This window comes from Methylocystis sp. S23, from assembly GCF_054106005.1.
The window spans coordinates 504857-522841 of sequence record NZ_CM134185.1; the positions used below are offsets into that span (position 1 = coordinate 504857).

At 66.1% G+C, this 17985-nt stretch carries 20 protein-coding genes; 12 read left to right on the forward strand and 8 right to left on the reverse strand.

Annotation, left to right across the window (positions count from 1 at the left end):
* Positions 1-128: 128 nt before the first annotated feature.
* Together ACV7JP_RS02645 and ACV7JP_RS02650 are read right to left on the reverse strand one after the other, a co-directional pair.
* Positions 129-923: a creatininase family protein gene (locus ACV7JP_RS02645; RefSeq protein ID WP_457797709.1), complete on the reverse strand. Its 795-nt coding sequence runs from the start codon at positions 921-923 to the stop codon at positions 129-131.
* A 57-nt stretch (positions 924-980) separates the two neighbouring features.
* Positions 981-1484 (reverse strand): Spy/CpxP family protein refolding chaperone, encoded by a 504-nt coding sequence (locus ACV7JP_RS02650; protein ID WP_457797710.1) that lies wholly within the window; start codon positions 1482-1484, stop codon positions 981-983.
* A 130-nt stretch (positions 1485-1614) separates the two neighbouring features.
* Here ACV7JP_RS02650 and ACV7JP_RS02655 point away from each other — a divergent pair, with 130 nt between their 5' ends.
* Entirely contained in the window at positions 1615-2088 is a 474-nt protein-coding gene (locus tag ACV7JP_RS02655) for a DUF411 domain-containing protein (RefSeq protein ID WP_457797711.1), read from the forward strand.
* Here the strand turns inward: ACV7JP_RS02655 and ACV7JP_RS02660 are convergent.
* On the reverse strand, positions 2016-3389 hold the full coding sequence (locus ACV7JP_RS02660) for an NAD(P)/FAD-dependent oxidoreductase (protein WP_457797712.1): 1374 nt from the start codon (positions 3387-3389) through the stop codon (positions 2016-2018). The two genes, ACV7JP_RS02655 and ACV7JP_RS02660, sit on opposite strands and share 73 nt — an antisense overlap.
* A 77-nt stretch (positions 3390-3466) precedes the next feature.
* Here ACV7JP_RS02660 and ACV7JP_RS02665 point away from each other — a divergent pair, with 77 nt between their 5' ends.
* Positions 3467-4480: an RluA family pseudouridine synthase gene (locus ACV7JP_RS02665; RefSeq protein WP_457797713.1), complete on the forward strand. Its 1014-nt coding sequence runs from the start codon at positions 3467-3469 to the stop codon at positions 4478-4480.
* A 222-nt stretch (positions 4481-4702) separates the two neighbouring features.
* Here the strand turns inward: ACV7JP_RS02665 and ACV7JP_RS02670 are convergent, their stop codons facing one another.
* Complete coding sequence (locus tag ACV7JP_RS02670; RefSeq protein ID WP_457797714.1) at positions 4703-4945, reverse strand: DUF6496 domain-containing protein; 243 nt, start codon at positions 4943-4945, stop codon at positions 4703-4705.
* 186 nt (positions 4946-5131) lie between these two features.
* Here ACV7JP_RS02670 and ACV7JP_RS02675 point away from each other — a divergent pair, with 186 nt between their 5' ends.
* On the forward strand, positions 5132-5383 hold the full coding sequence (locus tag ACV7JP_RS02675) for a hypothetical protein (protein ID WP_457797715.1): 252 nt from the start codon (positions 5132-5134) through the stop codon (positions 5381-5383).
* A 122-nt stretch (positions 5384-5505) separates the two neighbouring features.
* Here the strand turns inward: ACV7JP_RS02675 and typA are convergent, their stop codons facing one another.
* The gene (gene typA / locus ACV7JP_RS02680) at positions 5506-7329 is read right to left on the reverse strand and encodes a translational GTPase TypA (RefSeq protein WP_457797716.1); all 1824 of its coding nucleotides are present in this window, start codon (positions 7327-7329) and stop codon (positions 5506-5508) included.
* Positions 7330-7716: 387 nt separating this feature from the next.
* Between typA and ACV7JP_RS02685 the strand changes: the two genes are divergently transcribed.
* Entirely contained in the window at positions 7717-8046 is a 330-nt protein-coding gene (locus ACV7JP_RS02685) for a hypothetical protein (protein WP_457797717.1), read from the forward strand.
* Between the two features lie 17 nt (positions 8047-8063).
* Here ACV7JP_RS02685 and ACV7JP_RS02690 read toward each other — a convergent pair whose 3' ends face one another.
* Genes ACV7JP_RS02690 through ACV7JP_RS02700 form a run of 3 tightly spaced genes read right to left on the reverse strand, consistent with a single transcriptional unit; the run spans position 8064 to position 9935 of the window.
* Positions 8064-8672 carry a TPM domain-containing protein gene (locus ACV7JP_RS02690; RefSeq protein WP_457797718.1) on the reverse strand — a complete coding sequence of 203 codons (609 nt, stop codon included), beginning with the start codon at positions 8670-8672 and terminating at the stop codon, positions 8064-8066.
* Entirely contained in the window at positions 8672-9499 is an 828-nt protein-coding gene (locus tag ACV7JP_RS02695; protein ID WP_457797719.1) for a TPM domain-containing protein, read from the reverse strand. Before ACV7JP_RS02695 ends, ACV7JP_RS02690 begins: the two co-directional genes overlap by 1 nt.
* Position 9500: 1 nt before the next feature.
* Complete coding sequence (locus ACV7JP_RS02700; protein ID WP_457797720.1) at positions 9501-9935, reverse strand: Fur family transcriptional regulator; 435 nt, start codon at positions 9933-9935, stop codon at positions 9501-9503.
* Positions 9936-10213: 278 nt separating this feature from the next.
* Here ACV7JP_RS02700 and ACV7JP_RS02705 point away from each other — a divergent pair, with 278 nt between their 5' ends.
* The 8 genes from ACV7JP_RS02705 (at position 10214) to ACV7JP_RS02740 (ending at position 17962) form a co-directional block, all read left to right on the forward strand.
* Positions 10214-11548 (forward strand): IS4 family transposase, encoded by a 1335-nt coding sequence (locus tag ACV7JP_RS02705; RefSeq protein ID WP_457795810.1) that lies wholly within the window; start codon positions 10214-10216, stop codon positions 11546-11548.
* Between the two features lie 318 nt (positions 11549-11866).
* Positions 11867-13105, forward strand: a complete 1239-nt coding sequence (locus tag ACV7JP_RS02710) for an argininosuccinate synthase (RefSeq protein WP_457797721.1) — start codon at positions 11867-11869, stop codon at positions 13103-13105.
* Positions 13106-13313: 208 nt separating this feature from the next.
* On the forward strand, positions 13314-13943 hold the full coding sequence (gene rdgB / locus ACV7JP_RS02715; RefSeq protein WP_457797722.1) for an RdgB/HAM1 family non-canonical purine NTP pyrophosphatase: 630 nt from the start codon (positions 13314-13316) through the stop codon (positions 13941-13943).
* Positions 13944-14211: 268 nt separating this feature from the next.
* Positions 14212-15729, forward strand: a complete 1518-nt coding sequence (adh, locus tag ACV7JP_RS02720) for an aldehyde dehydrogenase (protein WP_457797723.1) — start codon at positions 14212-14214, stop codon at positions 15727-15729.
* 77 nt (positions 15730-15806) lie between these two features.
* Positions 15807-16331: a GrpB family protein gene (locus ACV7JP_RS02725; protein WP_457797724.1), complete on the forward strand. Its 525-nt coding sequence runs from the start codon at positions 15807-15809 to the stop codon at positions 16329-16331.
* 3 nt (positions 16332-16334) lie between these two features.
* The gene (locus ACV7JP_RS02730) at positions 16335-16700 is read left to right on the forward strand and encodes a DUF779 domain-containing protein (protein ID WP_457799019.1); all 366 of its coding nucleotides are present in this window, start codon (positions 16335-16337) and stop codon (positions 16698-16700) included.
* Positions 16697-17350 (forward strand): glutathione S-transferase family protein, encoded by a 654-nt coding sequence (locus tag ACV7JP_RS02735; RefSeq protein ID WP_457797725.1) that lies wholly within the window; start codon positions 16697-16699, stop codon positions 17348-17350. The genes ACV7JP_RS02730 and ACV7JP_RS02735 overlap by 4 nt, the downstream gene beginning before the upstream one ends.
* A 48-nt stretch (positions 17351-17398) precedes the next feature.
* Positions 17399-17962: a methylated-DNA--[protein]-cysteine S-methyltransferase gene (locus tag ACV7JP_RS02740; protein WP_457797726.1), complete on the forward strand. Its 564-nt coding sequence runs from the start codon at positions 17399-17401 to the stop codon at positions 17960-17962.
* Positions 17963-17985 lie beyond the last annotated feature (23 nt).

Genomic DNA, 17985 nt, shown 5'->3' on the forward strand with positions numbered 1-17985 from the left:
TTTGAAGTCGTTGCGACGCGGCAACCGATAGATTTTCGGCGTAATGAACAAACCTTCCACCGCGTAGCATATCGCGGCCCGCCCCGCCACCCGGAAAGGCCATGGCGAGGACGCCGCCGCTCTCGCCTTCACCCGCGCAGCCGATCGAGATCGAACGCCTCGACGTCCCGCAGCAGCTCGATAAAGGCGGTCGCCCAATAATCGGCCGTCGCCTCGCCCTTTTCGGCCGTCGCCTTGGAGGCGTCGCCCATCGCGCCGGCGGGCGAGAGATCCTGCGTCATCCAGCCGAAACCCGCCGGACGGTCGGCCCGCAGCCAGGCGAAGTCGCGCTCGAAATCGAGCGTCGCGGGCGGGAAATTCTTGGCGCGTCCCATATCGACGAGATCGGGCCGGAAGGCGAGCATCAGCGACGTCTCGATCTCGCCGCCATGAATGCCGTGGCGCTGCTCCATCGCCGAGAAGAGTCCGTCGGGATAGCCGAAGCGCGCCCAGGAGCAGGTGACCGCGAGGACGCCGTGGCGCGCGCGCAGATCGAGCGCGGCGGTCGAGATCAGGGCCGAATTGCCTCCGTGCGAATTCATCAGCACGATCTTCTTCACGCCCGCGCGCACCACGCCCTCGGCGATGTCGCGCAGCATATGAGACGCGGTCTCCTGCGTCAGCCAGAGCGAGCCGGGAAAATCCCGATGCTCGATCGAGACGCCGACGCTCTGCATCGGCAGGAACACCGCTTGGAGATCCTGCGGCAGGCGCATCGCGACGCGCTCGATGCAGCCTTCCATGATGATCGCGTCGACGCCGAGCGGAAGATGCGGTCCATGCTGCTCGACTGCCGCGACCGGCAGCACGGCGATCACGCCCGACATGTCGCGGGCGCGAAAGTCGCGCAGGGAAAGCTCGGACCAGAAGCAGGACGGCGGCATGGAACGATTAAAGCCCGATCGCGCCGGAAAGGTCAAAGCGGCCGGGAGTTCCGCCGCTCAGTCCGGCCCCGCGCCGAAGCCGCCATGTCCCATATGGCCCGCGCCGCGCAATTGCGCCCGCTCGCCGATCGTCGTCCTCAGCAGCGCGCCGAAGCGGCGCTTCTGGGCCTCGTCGAGGCCGTCATAGAGCGGCTTGGCGGCGGCGGCGATCTTGTCGAGCTCGGCCGCGCGCGCGGTCATGTTCTGCGCGCGCCGCTGCAGCGCGCCGATCGGGTCGGATTCGAAGGTCGACGGCGCATTGTCGCGCCATTGCTCGTAGCGGGCGATGCGCGCCTTGGCGGAGTCGCGCAGCGCCGCCTCCAGGGACTGCCAGCTCTTCTCCTGTTCGGGCTTGAGCTGCAGCCCAGCCTTCAGCGCGGCGATGCGCGCGTCGGCGAAGGCGTTCATGTCCTGCGAGGAAAAGCGATGCGCGCGGGTGAAGGGCTCGGCGTTGGCCGCTCGAGCGCCGGTCGCGCCGAGAAGAGCCAGCGCCGCGAAGGCGGCAAGGAGATTCTTACGCATGAGCTTTTGTCCTATCTGGCGATCCAACGCCCCACTTGTTCCGCATTGCGGCCAAGATGGGCAATTTAAAGATCGGTAATGTCCCGCTATGTTTAAGCGGGGCTCGGCACGCTCAGGAATGGATAGGCTCATGTCACATGAATTCTCCCGCCGCGAGGCGGCGCGCTTCCTTGGAGCCGCGGCGGCGGCGCTCATCGCCGGCGGCGCGCGCGCGGAAGAGGCCAAGAAGATGATCGTGCATAAGAGCCCGACCTGCGGCTGCTGCGGCGGCTGGGCCGCGCGCATGCGCGCGGAAGGCTACGCCGTCGAAGAGATCAAGGAGGCGGACATGGAGGCGGTGAAGGCCAGGCTCGGCGTGCCGGAGCGGATGGCCTCCTGCCACACCGCCGAAATCGACGGCTACGTCATTGAGGGCCATGTGCCGCCGCAGGCCGTGGCGCAATTGCTGAAGGAGCGCCCCAAGGCCGCGGGCGTCGCGGCACCCGGCATGCCCATGGGCTCGCCCGGCATGGAGATGGGCGAGCCGGAGATCTACGCGCTGTATTTATTCGACGCCTCGGGCGCGCGCGAATTCGGCAAATGGCGCGGCGACAAGCCGGCCTGACCGCCAGCCTGGGTAGCGCCCAGAAGCCCCAGATAGCGGGCGGCGCCCCTGCCCGCGGCCAGCCCCGTGGCGAAGGCCGCCTGCAGCAGATAGCCGCCGGTCGGCGCGTCGAAATCGAGCATCTCCCCCGCCACGAAGACGCCCGGCAGCTTCTTGAGCATCAGATCGGCGTCGACCTCGTCGAAGGAGACGCCGCCCGCCGTGGAGATGGCGCGCTCCAGGCCGGCGACGCCCACGACCCTCAAGGGCGCGCTCTTGATCAGCGTCGCCAGCGCTTCGGCGTCGCGCGGCAGGCCTTCGGGCCGCGCCTCGCGGAGCAGGCCGATCTCGACCTTGGAGAAGCCGGCGCGCTTGAGGAAGGTCGCATGCGACTGCTTGGGCGCGCGGCGCGAGAGCTTGCGGGCGAGGCAGGCGTGGCTCGTATCCGGCCGCAGGTCGACGCAGAGCGTCGTCGCGCCGTCGGCCGCCGCCGCGTCCCGCAGCCGCGAGGAAAGGGCATAGACGGGCCCGCCTTCGAGCCCGGCGCGGGTGACGACCATATCGCCGCGCGCCGTCGCCTCGCCATGCCGCAGCAGCACGGTCTTGATCGGCCGGCCCTCGTAATCGGCGCGGAAAATCGAGGACCATTCGACCAGCGCGCCGCTATTCGCCGCCGAAAGCGGCGTGACGGCGACGCCGGCCGCGCTCAAGGCGTTCGTCCAGCCGCCCTCGGAGCCGAGCTTGGGCCAGGAGGCGCCCCCGAGCGCGAGCACCACGGCGCCGGCGGGGCGGGAGAACTCTTCGCCCTCCGGGCCTTTCAGCCTCAAGGCCCCATCCGGCGCGAAGCCCAGGAAGGAATGGCGCGAGGCGATGATCACGCCCGATTTGGCGAGACGCGCCAGCCAGCCGCGCAACAAGGGAGAGGCCTTGAAGCTCGCCGGGAAGACCCGGCCGCTCGTGCCGACGAAAGTCGCCTCCCCCAGTTCCGCGCAGAAATCGCGCAGCGCCTGGGGCGGAAAGGCGCGGATGAAGGGAGCGACGCGCTTGGCCGCCGCGCCGTAGCGGGAGATGAAACGTTCGAGATTCTCGCTATGGGTGATATTGAGGCCGCCCCGGCCCGCCATGAGAAGTTTGCGCGCGGGGCTCGGCTTGTGCTCATAGACGACGACGCGCGCGCCGGCGCGCGCGAGCGCTTCGGCGGCGAACAGCCCGGCGGGCCCCGCGCCGATCACGGCGCAAAAGGGAGCGACGGCGTCGTTGATGTGAGCGGCCTCCACGCGAAGGGCGGGGGAAAATGCGAAAGGGGGATGGCTCTGTCCCATCTCTTGCCAAGCTTCTATCGGCGTCTTGTCGCGCCCCAGTTAGCACGAGCGTCCCTCGGGCGGAAGAAGACTTCGAAATGACGGTCAAGGACATGCAGCAAATCGACGCAGAGGGCGCGCATTTCGACTTTCTTGTCGCGGAAGACGAGGCCGGAGGGCGCCTGGACCGCTTTCTCGCCGCGCGGCCCGAGCTCGTCGAGGCGCATCTCTCCCGCAGCCGAATCAAGGCGCTGATCGAGGAGGGCCGCGTCGCCCTGCGCGGCGGCCCGGCGCGCGACCCGGCGCAAAAGCTCGCCGCCGGCGACGCCGTGACGCTCGACGTGCCGCCCCCGGCCCCCGCCGAGCCGCAGGCCGAGAACATCGCGCTCGACATCGTCTACGAAGACGATCACCTCATCGTCATCGACAAGCCGGCCGGGCTCGTGGTGCATCCCGCGAGCGGCCATGAGAGCGGCACGCTGGTCAACGCGCTCATCGCCCATTGCGGGGACAGTCTTTCCGGCGTCGGCGGCGTGAAGAAGCCCGGCATTGTGCACCGCATCGACAAGGACACGACGGGCTTGCTCGTCGTCGCCAAGACCGACGCCGCCCATCACGGCCTCTCGAAGCTCTTCGCCGACCACGGCCGCACCTTGTCGCTCACGCGCGAATATCTCGCTTTCGTCTGGGGCGTCCCCGACCGCGCACATGGGACAATCGAGACCAGTCTCGGCCGCCACTCGATCCAGCGCGAGCGCATGGCCGTCGTTCCCGGATCGCGCGGACGCGAGGCGATCACCCATTGGGAGAAGGTCGCCGATTACGGCGTCGCCTCGCTCGTCCGCTGCCAGTTGGAGACCGGCCGCACGCATCAGATCCGCGTCCATATGGCCCATATCGGCCACCCGCTGATCGGCGACGCGACCTACGGGGCGGGATTCAAGACGAAGATCGCAAAGCTCCCCGAGGCCGCGCGCGCGGCGGTGGAGGCGTTGGGCCGGCAGGCGCTGCACGCCGCGACGCTCGGCTTCGAGCATCCGATCACGGGCGAGGAGATGATGTTCGAGAGCGAACTGCCGGCGGATTTGGCGGCACTGGAGAGCAGCCTCTGAGGCGAGCGTTCACCTGGCTCAGCTTGCTAAGAAAGCTGACATGACGCCCCTCGCGCTTCGAGACGCCTGCTACGCAGCCTCCTCAGCGTGAGGGGCTTTTGCATCTGCGCCAATCACTTCAGCCTCATCGTGAAGAGCGAGCGAAGCTCGCGCCTCGAAGACGAGGCCGCCCTCGGAGGTTTGTCAGCAAACTGCGCGAGCCTGAAGGCTCGCGGTCCGTTCCTATCGCTCCTTCTGCGCCTTCGCCGTCTTGCCGCTGCGCTCCTTCGCTTTCGTCTTGCGCAGGTTCTCCGCGTTCTTTTGCGGGCTCTCATATTTCGAGGCGCCGGCCTCGTGCAGCGCGATGGCGACGGCCTGCTTCGGATTCTTGACCTTGCCGCCGGCGCCGCTCTCCAACTCGCCATGCTTGTATTCGTGCATGACGCGGCCCACGGTTTTCTTCTGTTCGGGCGACTGCTTCGGCATGAGAAGCCTCCTCGCTTTACCTGACAAACGCGCGGGAGCCGCGCGCGATCCGCGATCTCGGCTTAGGATTAGGCCCACCGGCAAGAAATGTGATGGGGCCGCCCGATTATGCGGGCAGTCGTTCGGAACCTCGGCTCTGCGCGCAAGTTTCCCGAACGATGCGAGCAGTGAAAGCCGGAGGTTGACATGTCGCCGTGCAATATGCGCCGAGCGCCAAGCGTCGAAGCAGTTGCGCTTGCGGTCGTGATCCTTTTCCCCAGCGAGGCTCTCGCCAGAAACGTCTGGCCGCCGCCCGCGCTGTATCGCCTGGAAAGGCCGGCGCCTTCCTATGCCGGCGACTGCGGTCCAAACCCGCCGCCCGGCTATCGCTATGATCTGAAAAACTGGCGGAGCGGATTCAACCGCGACTTCGACTGTTACGTGCTGGATGAATACTGATCGCCGGCCGCGGCCTGCATGCCGGGGTTTCGACGGCGTTGAAGTTATATTCCTGATGATTTCCAATGGGGCTTTGCCCCTCACCCCGGCCCTCTCCCCGCAAGCGGGGAGAGGGAGAAAGATTACTCCACCAGCGCGCCGGCCTTCTTGCCGAACTTCTTGCGGTCGTTCGGGTCGAGATAGACCTTGCGCAGGCGGATCGACTTCGGCGTCACTTCCACGCGCTCGTCGTCCTCGATATAGGCGAGCGCCTTTTCCAGCGTCATCTGGATCGGCGGCGTCAGGCGCACCGCCTCGTCCTTGGACTGGGTGCGGATATTGGTGAGCTGCTTGCCCTTGAGCACATTGATTTCGAGATCGTTGTCGCGCGTATGCTCGCCCACGATCATGCCGCGATAGACCTTCCAGCCCGGCTCGATCATCATCGGACCACGATCCTCGAGCTTCCACATGGCGTAAGCGACTGCTTCGCCCTGATCGTTCGAGATCAGCACGCCGTTGCGGCGGCCCTGAATCTCGCCCTTGAAGGGCGCGTAGCTGTGGAACAGGCGGTTCATGATCGCCGTGCCGCGCGTGTCGGTCAGAAGCTCGCCCTGATAGCCGATAAGGCCGCGCGTCGGCGCATGAAAGACGAGGCGCAGGCGATTGCCGCCCGAGGGGCGCATCTCGATCATCTCGGCCTTGCGCTCGGCCATCTTCTGCACGACGACGCCGCTATGCTCCTCGTCGACGTCGATTACGACCTCTTCGATGGGCTCCAGAAGATCGCCCGCCTCGTCCTTCTTGAACACGACCTTGGGGCGCGACACGCCGAGCTCGAAACCCTCGCGGCGCATGGTCTCGATCAGGATGCCGAGCTGCAATTCGCCGCGACCCGAGACGATGAAGGCGTCGCCCATCGGCGCGTCCTCGACACGCAGCGCGACATTGCCCTCGGCCTCCTTGAAGAGGCGCGCACGGATCATACGGCTCGTCACCTTGTCGCCCTCCGTGCCAGCAAGCGGGCTGTCATTGACGAGGAAGGTCATGGAGAGCGTCGGCGGGTCGATCGGCTGCGCCTGCAAGGGCTCGGTCACGTCGAGCGCGCAGAGCGTGTCGGCGACGTTGAATTTTTCGAGGCCTGCAATGGCGACGATGTCGCCGGCCTCGGCTTCCTCGATCGGCTGACGCTCGATGCCGCGGAAAGCGAGAATCTTCGAGACGCGACCCTGTTCGACCACCTTGCCGCTGCGGTCGAGCACCTTGACGGGCTGGTTGGGTTTCACGCCGCCGGAGAAGACGCGGCCGGTGATGATGCGGCCGAGATAGGGGTTCGCCTCCAGAAGCGTGCCGAGCATTCGAAAGCCGCCTTCCTCGACCGCCGGCGCCGGCACATGCTTGAGCACGAGGTCGAAGAGCGGCGCCATGCCCTCCTGCGGGCCTTCCGGCTCCTCGGCCATCCAGCCCTGTTTGGCGGAGCCGTAAATGATCGGGAAGTCGAGCTGCTCGTCGCTGGCGTCTAGCGCGGCGAAGAGGTCGAAGACCTCGTTGACGACTTCGGAGACGCGCGCATCGGGCTTGTCGACCTTGTTGACGCAGACGATGGGCTTCAGCCCGATCTTGAGCGCCTTGCCGACGACGAATTTCGTCTGCGGCATCGGGCCTTCCGCCGCGTCGACCAGCACGATGGCGCCGTCGACCATGGAGAGGATGCGCTCCACCTCGCCGCCGAAATCGGCGTGGCCGGGCGTGTCGACGATGTTGATGCGCACATCCTTCCAGGTGATGGATGTGGCCTTGGCCATGATGGTGATGCCGCGCTCTTTCTCGAGATCATTCGAATCCATTACGCGCTCGGCGACGCGCTGGTTCTCGCGGAACGCGCCCGACTGCTGGAGAAGGCGGTCGACGAGCGTGGTCTTGCCATGGTCGACATGGGCGATGATGGCGATATTGCGAAGCTGCATGGCGGCTTTCGATGAAACAGCCGCGACCCGGTCCGTGGGGCTTGCTCAACCCGGACGGCGCGGCGGCGACTTATGTTGCGATGCGGCGGGTTTTAGCCCAAGGCGAGGGAGATTGGAATGGGGGAAGGCGTGAGGAGCGTAACTCGATCGAGAAAGATACTGATAGCTGGCTTCAATCAACTTGATCGAGTTGAACCCCCACCCCGGCCCTCCCCCTTTCAGGGGGAGGGAGCAGAGGCGCCGCCGGTCTTTCCTCCCCCTGAAAGGGGGAGGGTTGGGAGGGGGTCTCCACCCGGGTTGAAGCAACCCACTATAAAACAGGGTCGGTCTTTCTGACCTTCCTCGCGGCCCTCCAAATGCTCCCGGCGCCATTGGTAGCTATAACGGATGACGAGGCCCGGAACCGGCCCGGGCAGAGACACGGCGTTATTTCAATTCGGCGTCGAGCGCGGCGAATTCCTCGGAAACCTTCGCTTCGCGCACCGCCTCAACCCACTCGTCCGGGAGTTCGCTCGTCAAACCGACGCGGCGGTCTCGACGTTTCAGCCGCTCCCATTCATCCGCGGATATGACGACGAGAGAGTCGCGTCCATGCTTGGTGATGACGACGGGCTCGCGCCGGGCCTTGTCGCTCAGAGCGCCGAAGGACTGCTGAAATTCGTTGGCACAGGAAAATCCGCTTTTTCATCATTTTATCCAAATATCTGTTTTGCCTAGCGAAATCTGCGCTCCCCTCAACTCACATAAACCTTATCCGGCAGTTCGTCCCCCTCCGCCCCCGGCGGCGCGACGCGGGCCAGGAGCCGCGCGCATTCCTCGATCGCCAGCACAAACCCGTCCGCGCAGCGCCCCTGCCCCAGGCTTCTCAACAAGGGCTCCAGCGCCGCCCTCCATTCCTCATCCGAAATTTTCCCGCTCAGCCCTTCGTCGGCGATGATGCGGGCGTAATGTTCGGCGAAGGAGACGAAGATCAACACGCCCGTGCGGCCCTTCGTCCCGGCCACCCCTCGCGTGAAGAACTGCTCGATGGCGGCGCGCTCGGCGCGGCGTTTCTTCACGAGGCGCGGCGTCAAAGCGAGCCGGATCGGCGGCTGCCACACGAGCAGCGCCGAGAGCATGAAGACGCCGATCTGCGCGGCGTAGATCGTCTTGGCGGAAAGGTCGGTGAATTCCGCGAGCGGCCAAGGCGTGGCGAGCGCGAAGAAGGCCGCCCAGAGCGGCGGCACATAGGCGTAATCCGACGCGCGGCGGGCGAGCGCGCAGACGATCTCGCCGGAGGTTTTTTTCTCGGCCTCCCCGATCGCTTGCGCGATGCGCTCCAGGTCCTGCTCCGAAAGCCGCATCACCAATCCCCCGAGGCGCCGCCGCCGCCCGATGAGCCGCCGCCGCCGGAAAAGCTGTCGAAGCTCCCGCCGCCGCTGTCGCCGCCCCAGGAGGAGCCGCCGGAAGAGCCCCCCGACCAGCCGCTGTCGCGCCAGCCGCCATCCGAGGGCAATATCACGATGGGCGGCCCGCCGCGGCGATAGCGCCTGTAATTGGCCGGCCGCCCGGCGCTGCGCGCCATCATGATGAAGATGAAGACGAACAGCGCGAAGAGAAGAAGCGGCAGCATCTCCTCGAAAAACGAGGGCGGCGGCGGGATTTTCTTCGCCCATTCCGTTTTGTCGCCGCTGAGGATCTCGACAACGCCGTCGACGCCGCGCTCGACGCCGGCATTATAGTCGCCCGCCTTGAATTTCGGCGCGACGGCCGTGGCGAGAACGACTTTCGACAGCGCGTCGGTTAGCACGCCCTCGAGCCCGTAGCCGACTTCGATGCGCATCTTGCGCTCGCTGGGGGCGACGAGGAAGAGAACGCCGTTGTTCTTCTTCGCCTCGCCGAGCCTCCAATAGCGGAAGAGGCCGTTGGCGTAGGTCTCGACGTCATAGCCGTCGAGCGACTTGATCGTCGCGACGACGAGTTGGATGCCGGATTTGTCCTCGAGATCGCGCAGCTTCGAGACAAGCCCGGCCTTGGTCGAGGCTTGCAGAACGCCGGCCTGGTCGACCACGCGGCCGGTGAGTTCGGGATAGGTCGGCGCGGCGAAGGCGAGCGCGGCGAGAAAGGCGAAAACAATGACGAAAAGCGCGCGCGACGCATGGACGCGGGGATGGGGAGCCGCGGCGCGCATGTCAGGCGCCGGCGCAGCGGGCGCAACGGCCGGCGATCTCCACGACGCGGGTGCGCGCCTTGAAGCCGGCCTCGCCCGCAAGCGCGGAGAGTTCGCGCGCGAGGCCGGCCGAGGTCGCTTCCTTCACCTCGCCGCAAGCTTCGCAGATGAGAAAAACCACCGGCTCCTCGGCCCCGTGCGAATGGCCGCAGACGACGAAGGCGTTCTTGGATTCGAGCCGGTGCGCGAGGCCGTGATCGAGCAGAAAGGCCAGCGCCCGATAGACGGAGACGGGCGCCGGCCGCTTGCCGTCGGCCTCGGCCATGAGATCGATCATCTCATAGGCGCCGACGGGCCGGCCAGCCTGGGTCAGAATATCGAGCGCGCGCCGGCGCGCCGGGGTCATCCCTGAAATTTTGGCCGTGTCATGCGGCGGCTGGCTTCTCATGAGGATCATTGTAGCGGCCCCCCGGCCGAAAGACGAGGCCGCGCGGGAGCGGCGGGCGGTTCGCGCCGCCAATCGGCGCCGGCCCCTCTCCCCGCCTGCGGAGAGGGCTGAGGTGAGGGGCGAAGCCACATCACGAATATCACGCTGGAACCATCGAAATCTCAGCGCGCACGCGCCGCCTCGCCCCTCACCCCAACCCTCTCCCCGCGAGCCTACCGCATTCACACATCTTGGTTGCATGTGGCCTGGGCGTCTGATTCCATTTGAAGGAATCGGAGGGACGGACGATGGACGGACGGACGCTGGGTCGCTTTGGCGACGCGCGACTGGAAAAGGGGGCCTTTCTGCTTTCCCGGCTGGTGGCGGAGGGCGGCGGGGGCATACGCATTCGTCGGCTCGGCGGCGACCGGGCCGGTGAGATTAAGATCACGCGCTTTCTTCGCAATCGGGCGGTGACCGGCGCGGAGATGTTCGCCACGGCGGCCGCGCGCGCGTCGGCGCGTTGCGCCGGGCGCGCGGTCCTGGCGATACAGGACACGACGGTCGTCAAGTCCGAGGGCGGCGGCGGGCTCTATCTGCATCCGACCCTCGTCGTCGACGCCGAGGACGGTTCGATCGTGGGTCTGGCGCACGCGCAGTTCCTTGAACGCGCGACGGGACGCAAGGCGGATCGGCGTCAGCGGCCGATCGAGGACAAGGAAAGCCGGCGCTGGCTGGAGGGCGCGGCGGCGGCGGCGAAAGTTTGCGCTTTGGCGCGCGAGGTCACGGTCGTGGCCGATCGCGAGAGCGATATTTATTCCGCCTTCGCGCGGCGCCCGCCGGGAGTTCACCTCCTCGTGCGCGCCGCGCAGGACCGCGCGCTGGAGGATGGCGAGCGGCTGTTTGCGCGCCTGGATGCGCTGGAGGAGGCCGGGCGGGCGACGCTGTCGCTTCCGGCGAGGCCCGGACGGCCGGCGCGCGAAGCGACACTGGCCGTCCGGCATGGGCGCTTTGATCTCGCGCGGCCCCGGAACGGCGCGGCCCAGAACGACCCCTCGACGATCGCGGTCCATCTCGTCGACGTGCGCGAGATCGACCCGCCCCCAGGCGAAAACGTCCATTGGCGTCTGATCACGACGCGCCCCGTCGACCGCCTCGCGCAAGCGCTCGAGGTCGTCGATCTGTATCGACGCCGTTGGGCGATCGAGCAGTTGTTCCGCACGATGAAGACCGGCGGCTTCGACATCGAGGCCGTGCGGATGGAAGACGACGCGCCGCGCCAGACCCTGGCGGCCGCGACGTTGATCGCGGCCGTGACGATCCAACAACTCGTCCACGCCCGGGACGGCGGCGATCCGCAACGTCTGCGCCCGCTCCTCGACGCCTTCGAGCCCAAGGACCAACCGCTGCTGGAAGCCTATTGCGCCACCCTCGAAGGCAAGACGCAGCGTCAGAAGAACCCACATCCGCGAGGGTCCCTGGCCTATGCGTCCTGGGTGCTCGCCCGCCTCGGCGGCTGGACCGGCTATTACGGAAAACCCGGCCCCGTCGTCATGCTCGCCGGATGGCTCAAATTCCAGCACGGAAAATACGCCATCGCCGTCACCCAACCAACGCCGCCGCTAACCAACACAGATGTGTGAATCTGCTAGCCCCGCCTGCGGGGAGAGGGGGAGGAGCGGCGCCGTTCGGGATCATGACCGGGAGATACAATCGCCCTCCCCTTGCCGGGACCTCCTGGATCGGCGCCGCCAGCAAACGGCGGCGGGAGAACTAGCGCCGGCCCCTCTCCCCGCCTGCGGAGAGGGCTGAGGTGAGGGGCGAAGCCACATCATGAACCGGAGCAGAAATATCGCGCCGGAGCGTCATCCTCAATCGCCCTGTCGGCCCGGGCGGCGCGCTTGCGTGCGGCGGCGGCCCGTTTATAACGGCGCCGACCCAGCAATCAGCCCGAGCCGAAAATGACCCGCGCCAAGAAAGACATCAAGAAGGTCGTCCTCGCCTATTCCGGCGGCCTTGACACCTCCATCATCCTCAAATGGCTGCAGACGACCTATGGCGCGGAGGTCATCACCTTCACGGCCGATCTCGGCCAGGGCGAGGAGCTGGGGCCGGCGCGGGAGAAGGCGCTGCTGCTGGGCGTGAAGCCCGAAAACGTCTTCATCGAGGATCTGCGCGAGGAATTCGTGCGCGACTACGTCTTCCCGATGTTTCGCGCCAACGCCGTCTATGAGGGGCTCTATCTGCTGGGCACCTCCATCGCCCGCCCGCTGATCGCCAAGAAGCAGATCGAAATCGCCCGCAAGACGGGCGCGGACGCGGTCTGCCACGGCGCGACCGGCAAGGGCAACGACCAAGTGCGCTTCGAGCTCGGCTATTACGCGCTGGAGCCCGACATTAACGTGATCGCGCCCTGGCGCGAATGGGACTTCCAGTCCCGCACCGACCTCATCAACTTCGCGGAGGCGCATCAGATCCCGATCGCCAAGGACAAGCGCGGCGAGGCGCCTTTCTCCACCGACGCCAACCTTCTGCACACCTCGTCGGAAGGCAAGGTGCTGGAGGACCCGAACGAGGAGACGCCGGATTACGTCTATTCGCGCACCGGCCATCCCGAGGAGGCGCCGGACGAGCCGGAATATGTCACGATCGGCTTCGAGCATGGCGACGCGGTCTCGATCAATGGCGAGGCGCTCTCGCCCGCGACGCTGCTCGCCCGCCTCAACGATCTCGGCCGCAAGCATGGCGTGGGCCGCCTCGACCTGGTCGAGAACCGTTTCGTCGGCATGAAGTCGCGCGGCATGTATGAGACCCCCGGCGGCGCGATCCTGCTCGTCGCGCATCGCGGCGTTGAGAGCGTCACGCTCGATCGCGGCGCCGCGCATCTCAAGGACGAGCTGATGCCGCGCTACGCCGAGCTCATCTATAACGGCTTCTGGTTCTCGCCCGAGCGCGAGATGCTGCAGGCGGCGATCGACAAGAGCCAGGAGCATGTCGAGGGAACCGTGCGCCTGAAGCTCTATAAGGGCTCGGCGACGCTCGTCGGCCGCGAGAGCCCGTGGTCGCTCTACGATCAGGACCTCGTCACCTTCGAGGAAGGCGGGACCTATGACCAGCGCGACGCGGAAGGCTTCATCAAGCTGAATGCGCTGCGCCTGCGCACGCTCGCCCGGCGCGCGGCGCGCGGCGCGAAGAAGTAGTACGGCTTCCGCCTGAGATCGCTTCGTTACGATTCCCGGCGTCATTGCGAGCGAAGCGAAGCAAGCCAGAGCCCCATCACGGCTCGGAATTGCTTCGTCGGCAAAGCTTCCTCGCAATGACGGCCGCTCGGCGAACGCGTCAAATGGAATTGGTATAAAGACCCGTTCGGCGCCCCCGCCGCCCCTGTCGTCACGAAAAAGGCGCCGCATGACCCACCGCAAGATTTCCGGCAAGCTCGTCATCGCGACGCATAATCCCGGCAAGCTCTGGGAGCTGCGGCAATTGCTCGCGCCGCATGGCGTTGAGGCGGTTTCGGCCGGCGATATGGGCTTGCCGGAGCCCGAAGAGACCGCGACGTCCTTTCGCGGCAACGCCGCGCTGAAGGCCCGCGCCGCCGCCATGGCTTCGGGCCTGCCGGCTTTCGCCGACGATTCCGGCCTCTGCGTCGACGCGCTCGACGGCGCGCCGGGAATCTATTCCGCGCGCTGGGCGGGCGAGAATCGCGACTTCAAGGCGGCCTGCGAGCTTGTGCGCCAGAAGCTCGAAGAGCGCGGGGCGAAACCGCCCTACCGCGCCAATTTCACCTGCGCCCTCGCCGTGGTCTGGCCCGACGGCCATATCGAGGAGTTCGAGGGGCGGGTCGACGGCGTGCTGGTCTTTCCGCCCAAGGGCGACAAGGGCTTCGGCTATGATCCGATCTTCAAGCCCGATGAGCTCGACAAGACCTTCGGCGAGATGATGTCGGCGGAAAAGCACGCTTTGCCGGGCGACGGCTCGCGCGCCCTCTCGCATCGCGCAAGGGCGTTCCAGGCGCTGGCGAAAGCCTGTCTCGATTAGCGCTCCTATCGCCCGTCAGTGCGAGGAGCGGCGCGATGAAGCGATCGAGGGGGCTATCGTGGCCCTGGATTGCTTCGCTTCGCTCACAATGGGGGATAGGATCCGCGTCTCCCCACAGTCGGAGCCGCCGCATCGGAACGCCAAGGCCAAGCATTCCGGGGATCACGGCTCGCCCTTTCCCTTGGCGCGGGCCTGTGCGTTACTATCTTCGAAGCAGGCAATAACCGCGAAAAGAAGCGGGTCGAGGAAACCCGAAGGAAAGGCCCCCATGACCAAGCACGAGATTTTCGCGACCGCGAAGCCGCCCTTCAAGCCGCGCTACGGCAATTTCATCAATGGCGAATGGGCGGACGCCAAATCCGGCCGCGTCTTCGACAATATCTCGCCGATCACCGGCCGCAAGGTCTGCGAGATCGCGCGCTCGGACAAGGACGACATCGAGGCCGCGCTCGACGCGGCGCACGCCGCCAAGGAGGCGTGGGGCAAGGCCAGCACGACCGAGCGCGCGCGCATCCTCAACAAGGTCGCCGACCGTATGGAGGAGAATCTCACGCTTCTCGCGACGGCGGAAAGCTGGGACAACGGCAAGCCGATCCGCGAGACGCTCGCCGCCGACATTCCGCTCGCCATCGATCATTTCCGCTATTTCGCCGGCGCGGTGCGCGCGCAGGAAGGCGGCGTTTCCGAGATCGACCACGACACGGTCGCCTATCATTTCCACGAACCGCTCGGCGTCGTGGGACAGATCATTCCGTGGAACTTCCCGCTGCTGATGGCGGCCTGGAAGCTCGCCCCCGCGCTCGCGGCCGGCAATTGCGTCGTGCTGAAACCGGCGGAACAAACGCCCGCGAGCATTCTCGTCTGGGCGGAAGTCGTCGGCGATCTTCTGCCGAAGGGCGTGCTCAACATCGTCAACGGCTTCGGTCTCGAAGCCGGCAAGCCGCTCGCCTCCTCGAACCGCATCGCCAAGATCGCCTTCACCGGCGAGACGACGACGGGCCGCCTGATCATGCAATACGCCAGTCAGAATCTCATTCCCGTCACGCTGGAGCTCGGCGGAAAATCGCCCAACATCTTCTTCGAGGACGTGGCGCGCGAGGACGACGATTTCCTCGACAAGGCGGTCGAAGGCTTCGTGATGTTCGCGCTCAACCAGGGCGAGGTCTGCACCTGCCCGAGCCGCGCGCTCATTCACGAGAAAATTTACGACCGCTTCATGGAGCGCGCGCTCGCGCGCGTCGGCGCCATCAAGCAGGGCAATCCGCTCGACCCCGAGACGATGATCGGCGCGCAGGCCTCCTCCGAGCAGCTTGAGAAAATTCTCAGCTATATCGACATCGGCAAGCAGGAAGGCGCCAAGGTGCTCGCCGGCGGCGAGCGCAACACGCTCGAAGGCGACCTTGCCGGCGGCTTCTATGTGCAGCCGACGGTCCTGGAGGGCCATAACCGCATGCGCGTCTTCCAGGAGGAAATCTTCGGCCCCGTCGTGTCGGTGACAACCTTCAAGGATGACGAAGAAGCGCTGCATATCGCCAATGACACGCTTTATGGTCTCGGCGCCGGCGTGTGGAGCCGCGACATTAATCGCTGCTACCGCTTCGGCCGCGCGATCCAGGCCGGCCGCGTCTGGACGAATTGCTACCACGCATATCCCGCGCATGCGGCTTTCGGCGGTTACAAGCAGTCCGGCATCGGTCGCGAGAATCACAAAATGATGCTTAATCACTATCAGCAGACGAAGAACATGCTGGTGAGCTACAGCCCGAAGAAGCTGGGGTTCTTCTGAAGCTTTATCGTGCCCTTCTCCCTCTCCCTGCGCGCGGGGAGAGGACTCATTTGCGTGCGAGGGATAGGGAGCGGACCTTGCTGATTGGCGGAACCGAAAAGCGCAGGATCGCGATCGTTGATTACGACGCGGCGTGGCCCGACATTTTCGAGAGGCACAAGGCTCTTATTGCTTCGTCGCTCGGCGACGCGGCCTTGCGGATCGAACATATAGGCTCGACGTCGGTCCCGGGGCTGGCCGCCAAACCCGTGATCGACATCCTTGTGGTTGTCGTGGACTCGGGCAATGAGACGTCCTATCTGCCGCAACTCAGCGCCGCTGGTTATGAACTGCGCGTACGCGAAGCGGATTGGAATGAGCATCGGATGTTCCGCACGCCGGCGAAGGACGTTCATGTCCACGTCTATTCCGAAGGATGTGGCGAGATCAGGCGCAATCTGATCTTTCGCGACCGGCTGCGCGCCAATGCGAAAGATCGCCAGCGGTACGAGAGGACAAAGCGCGAGCTAGCGCGCGAGGGCTGGCCGGACATGAACGCCTACGCGGCCGCCAAAACACATGTCATCGAATCTATTATCGCAGCGGCCAATGTGGAGGGTTAGGTCATAGTCGAGAGAGTCACAGCCACGCCCGCCGCGCTCGACCTCATCGCGCGTCTTACCCGAGAGCATGGCCCCATCCTCTTCCACCAATCCGGGGGCTGCTGCGATGGCTCTGCGCCCATGTGCTATCCGCAGGGCGATTTCCTCGTCGGCGACCATGACGTGAAGCTCGGCGAGATCGGAGGCGCGCCCTTCTATATCGGGCAAGCGCAGTTTGATTACTGGAAGCACACGCAGCTCGTCATCGACGTCGTGCCGGGCCAGGGCGGCATGTTCTCGCTCGACAATGGCACCGGAAGCCGGTTCCTCACCCGCTCGCGTCTCTTCTCGGATGACGAGCTGGGCCTATTGAAGGCGCAAAACGCGTGAGCCTCTCCCTCGTCATCGGCAATAAGCGCTATTCGTCCTGGTCGATGCGGCCCTGGCTCGTCCTGAAGCAGTTCGAAATTCCCTTCGACGAAGTGCTGATTCCGCTCTACCGGCCGGAGTCGAAAGAGAAGCTTTTGCATTTCTCGCCCGCTGGGAAAGTCCCGGCGCTTCTGCACGACGGCCGATGCGTCTGGGAGTCGCTGGCGATCATCGAGTACGTCGCCGAGCTTCGTCCCGATCTTGCAATATGGCCGCGCGACATGGCGGCGCGCGCATTGGCGCGTTCGCTCGCTTGCGAGATGCATGCGGGCTTTACCGCCTTGCGTCAGGAATGCCCGATGAATTTCGGCCGCCCACCCGGCGCGGCCTCCGTAAGCGAAGCGGCGCGCCGCGACGCCGCGCGCATCGACGACGCCTGGCGGGATGCGCGGGCGCGTTTCGGGCGCGAGGGGCCGTTTCTTTTCGGCCCGTTCTGCGCCGCCGACGCCATGTTCGCGCCCGTCGTGAGGCGGCTCGACAATTATCGCTTGCCGCTCTCCGAGGAGTCGCGATCCTACGCCAGCGCGATCTTTGCCCTTCCCGCCTGGAAGGAATGGGCGCAAGCCGGCGCCGCCGAAATATGGCGGCTGGAACAATTCGAGGTCGCTTAAATTTGCCGAGACGAGCTATCATCTCGCCGGAGACAAGCGGAGAGTCCGATGACCCAGATGCACGCCGCCGACAGCTCACCCGCACGCCGCGCGCCGCAGGCGACGGAAGCAATCCGCTATGGCCTCCACAGATGCAGCCTCGGGCTTGCCCTGGTCGCGACCAGCGACAAGGGCGTTTGCTCCTTATGGTTCGGCGACGATGCGGAACAATTGCGCGGCGAGCTGCGCGCGCGCTTCCGCAATATGCCGTTGATCGAGACGCGTGACGAAGGCGACAACCTCGTCGCGGCGGCGCTGGCGCTGATCGAAGCGCCCTCTTCGCCCGTCGCCTTCCCGATCGACGCGCGCGGCACGGCGTTCCAGCGCCGCGTCTGGAAGGCGCTGCGCGACATCTCGCCCGGCCGGACGGCGAGCTACGCCGACGTCGCGAGAGCCATCGGCGCCCCGACGGCGACCCGCGCGGTGGCGGGCGCCTGCGCCGCGAATCCGGTCGCCATCGCCATTCCCTGCCATCGCGTGCTGCGCAGCGACGGCGCGCTCTCCGGCTATCGCGGCGGCGTCGAGCGCAAGCGCGCTTTGCTCGCCCGCGAGGGAATCTCCCCGCCCCGCTGACCGCTTCCAGCCCGACGCAAGCG

Excerpts from the sequence above, each read along its gene's own strand:
- ACV7JP_RS02645 (WP_457797709.1), bottom strand. The coding sequence starts at position 923 with ATGCCGCCGTCCTGCTTCTGGTCCGAGCTTTCCCTGCGCGACTTTCGC.
- ACV7JP_RS02650 (WP_457797710.1), bottom strand. The coding sequence starts at position 1,484 with ATGCGTAAGAATCTCCTTGCCGCCTTCGCGGCGCTGGCTCTTCTCGGC.
- ACV7JP_RS02655 (WP_457797711.1), top strand. The coding sequence starts at position 1,615 with ATGTCACATGAATTCTCCCGCCGCGAGGCGGCGCGCTTCCTTGGAGCC.
- ACV7JP_RS02660 (WP_457797712.1), bottom strand. The coding sequence starts at position 3,389 with ATGGGACAGAGCCATCCCCCTTTCGCATTTTCCCCCGCCCTTCGCGTG.
- ACV7JP_RS02665 (WP_457797713.1), top strand. The coding sequence starts at position 3,467 with ATGACGGTCAAGGACATGCAGCAAATCGACGCAGAGGGCGCGCATTTC.
- ACV7JP_RS02670 (WP_457797714.1), bottom strand. The coding sequence starts at position 4,945 with ATGCCGAAGCAGTCGCCCGAACAGAAGAAAACCGTGGGCCGCGTCATG.
- ACV7JP_RS02675 (WP_457797715.1), top strand. The coding sequence starts at position 5,132 with ATGTCGCCGTGCAATATGCGCCGAGCGCCAAGCGTCGAAGCAGTTGCG.
- typA (WP_457797716.1), bottom strand. The coding sequence starts at position 7,329 with ATGCAGCTTCGCAATATCGCCATCATCGCCCATGTCGACCATGGCAAG.
- ACV7JP_RS02685 (WP_457797717.1), top strand. The coding sequence starts at position 7,717 with ATGACGAGGCCCGGAACCGGCCCGGGCAGAGACACGGCGTTATTTCAA.
- ACV7JP_RS02690 (WP_457797718.1), bottom strand. The coding sequence starts at position 8,672 with ATGCGGCTTTCGGAGCAGGACCTGGAGCGCATCGCGCAAGCGATCGGG.
- ACV7JP_RS02695 (WP_457797719.1), bottom strand. The coding sequence starts at position 9,499 with ATGCGCGCCGCGGCTCCCCATCCCCGCGTCCATGCGTCGCGCGCGCTT.
- ACV7JP_RS02700 (WP_457797720.1), bottom strand. The coding sequence starts at position 9,935 with ATGATCCTCATGAGAAGCCAGCCGCCGCATGACACGGCCAAAATTTCA.
- ACV7JP_RS02705 (WP_457795810.1), top strand. The coding sequence starts at position 10,214 with ATGGACGGACGGACGCTGGGTCGCTTTGGCGACGCGCGACTGGAAAAG.
- ACV7JP_RS02710 (WP_457797721.1), top strand. The coding sequence starts at position 11,867 with ATGACCCGCGCCAAGAAAGACATCAAGAAGGTCGTCCTCGCCTATTCC.
- rdgB (WP_457797722.1), top strand. The coding sequence starts at position 13,314 with ATGACCCACCGCAAGATTTCCGGCAAGCTCGTCATCGCGACGCATAAT.
- adh (WP_457797723.1), top strand. The coding sequence starts at position 14,212 with ATGACCAAGCACGAGATTTTCGCGACCGCGAAGCCGCCCTTCAAGCCG.
- ACV7JP_RS02740 (WP_457797726.1), top strand. The coding sequence starts at position 17,399 with ATGACCCAGATGCACGCCGCCGACAGCTCACCCGCACGCCGCGCGCCG.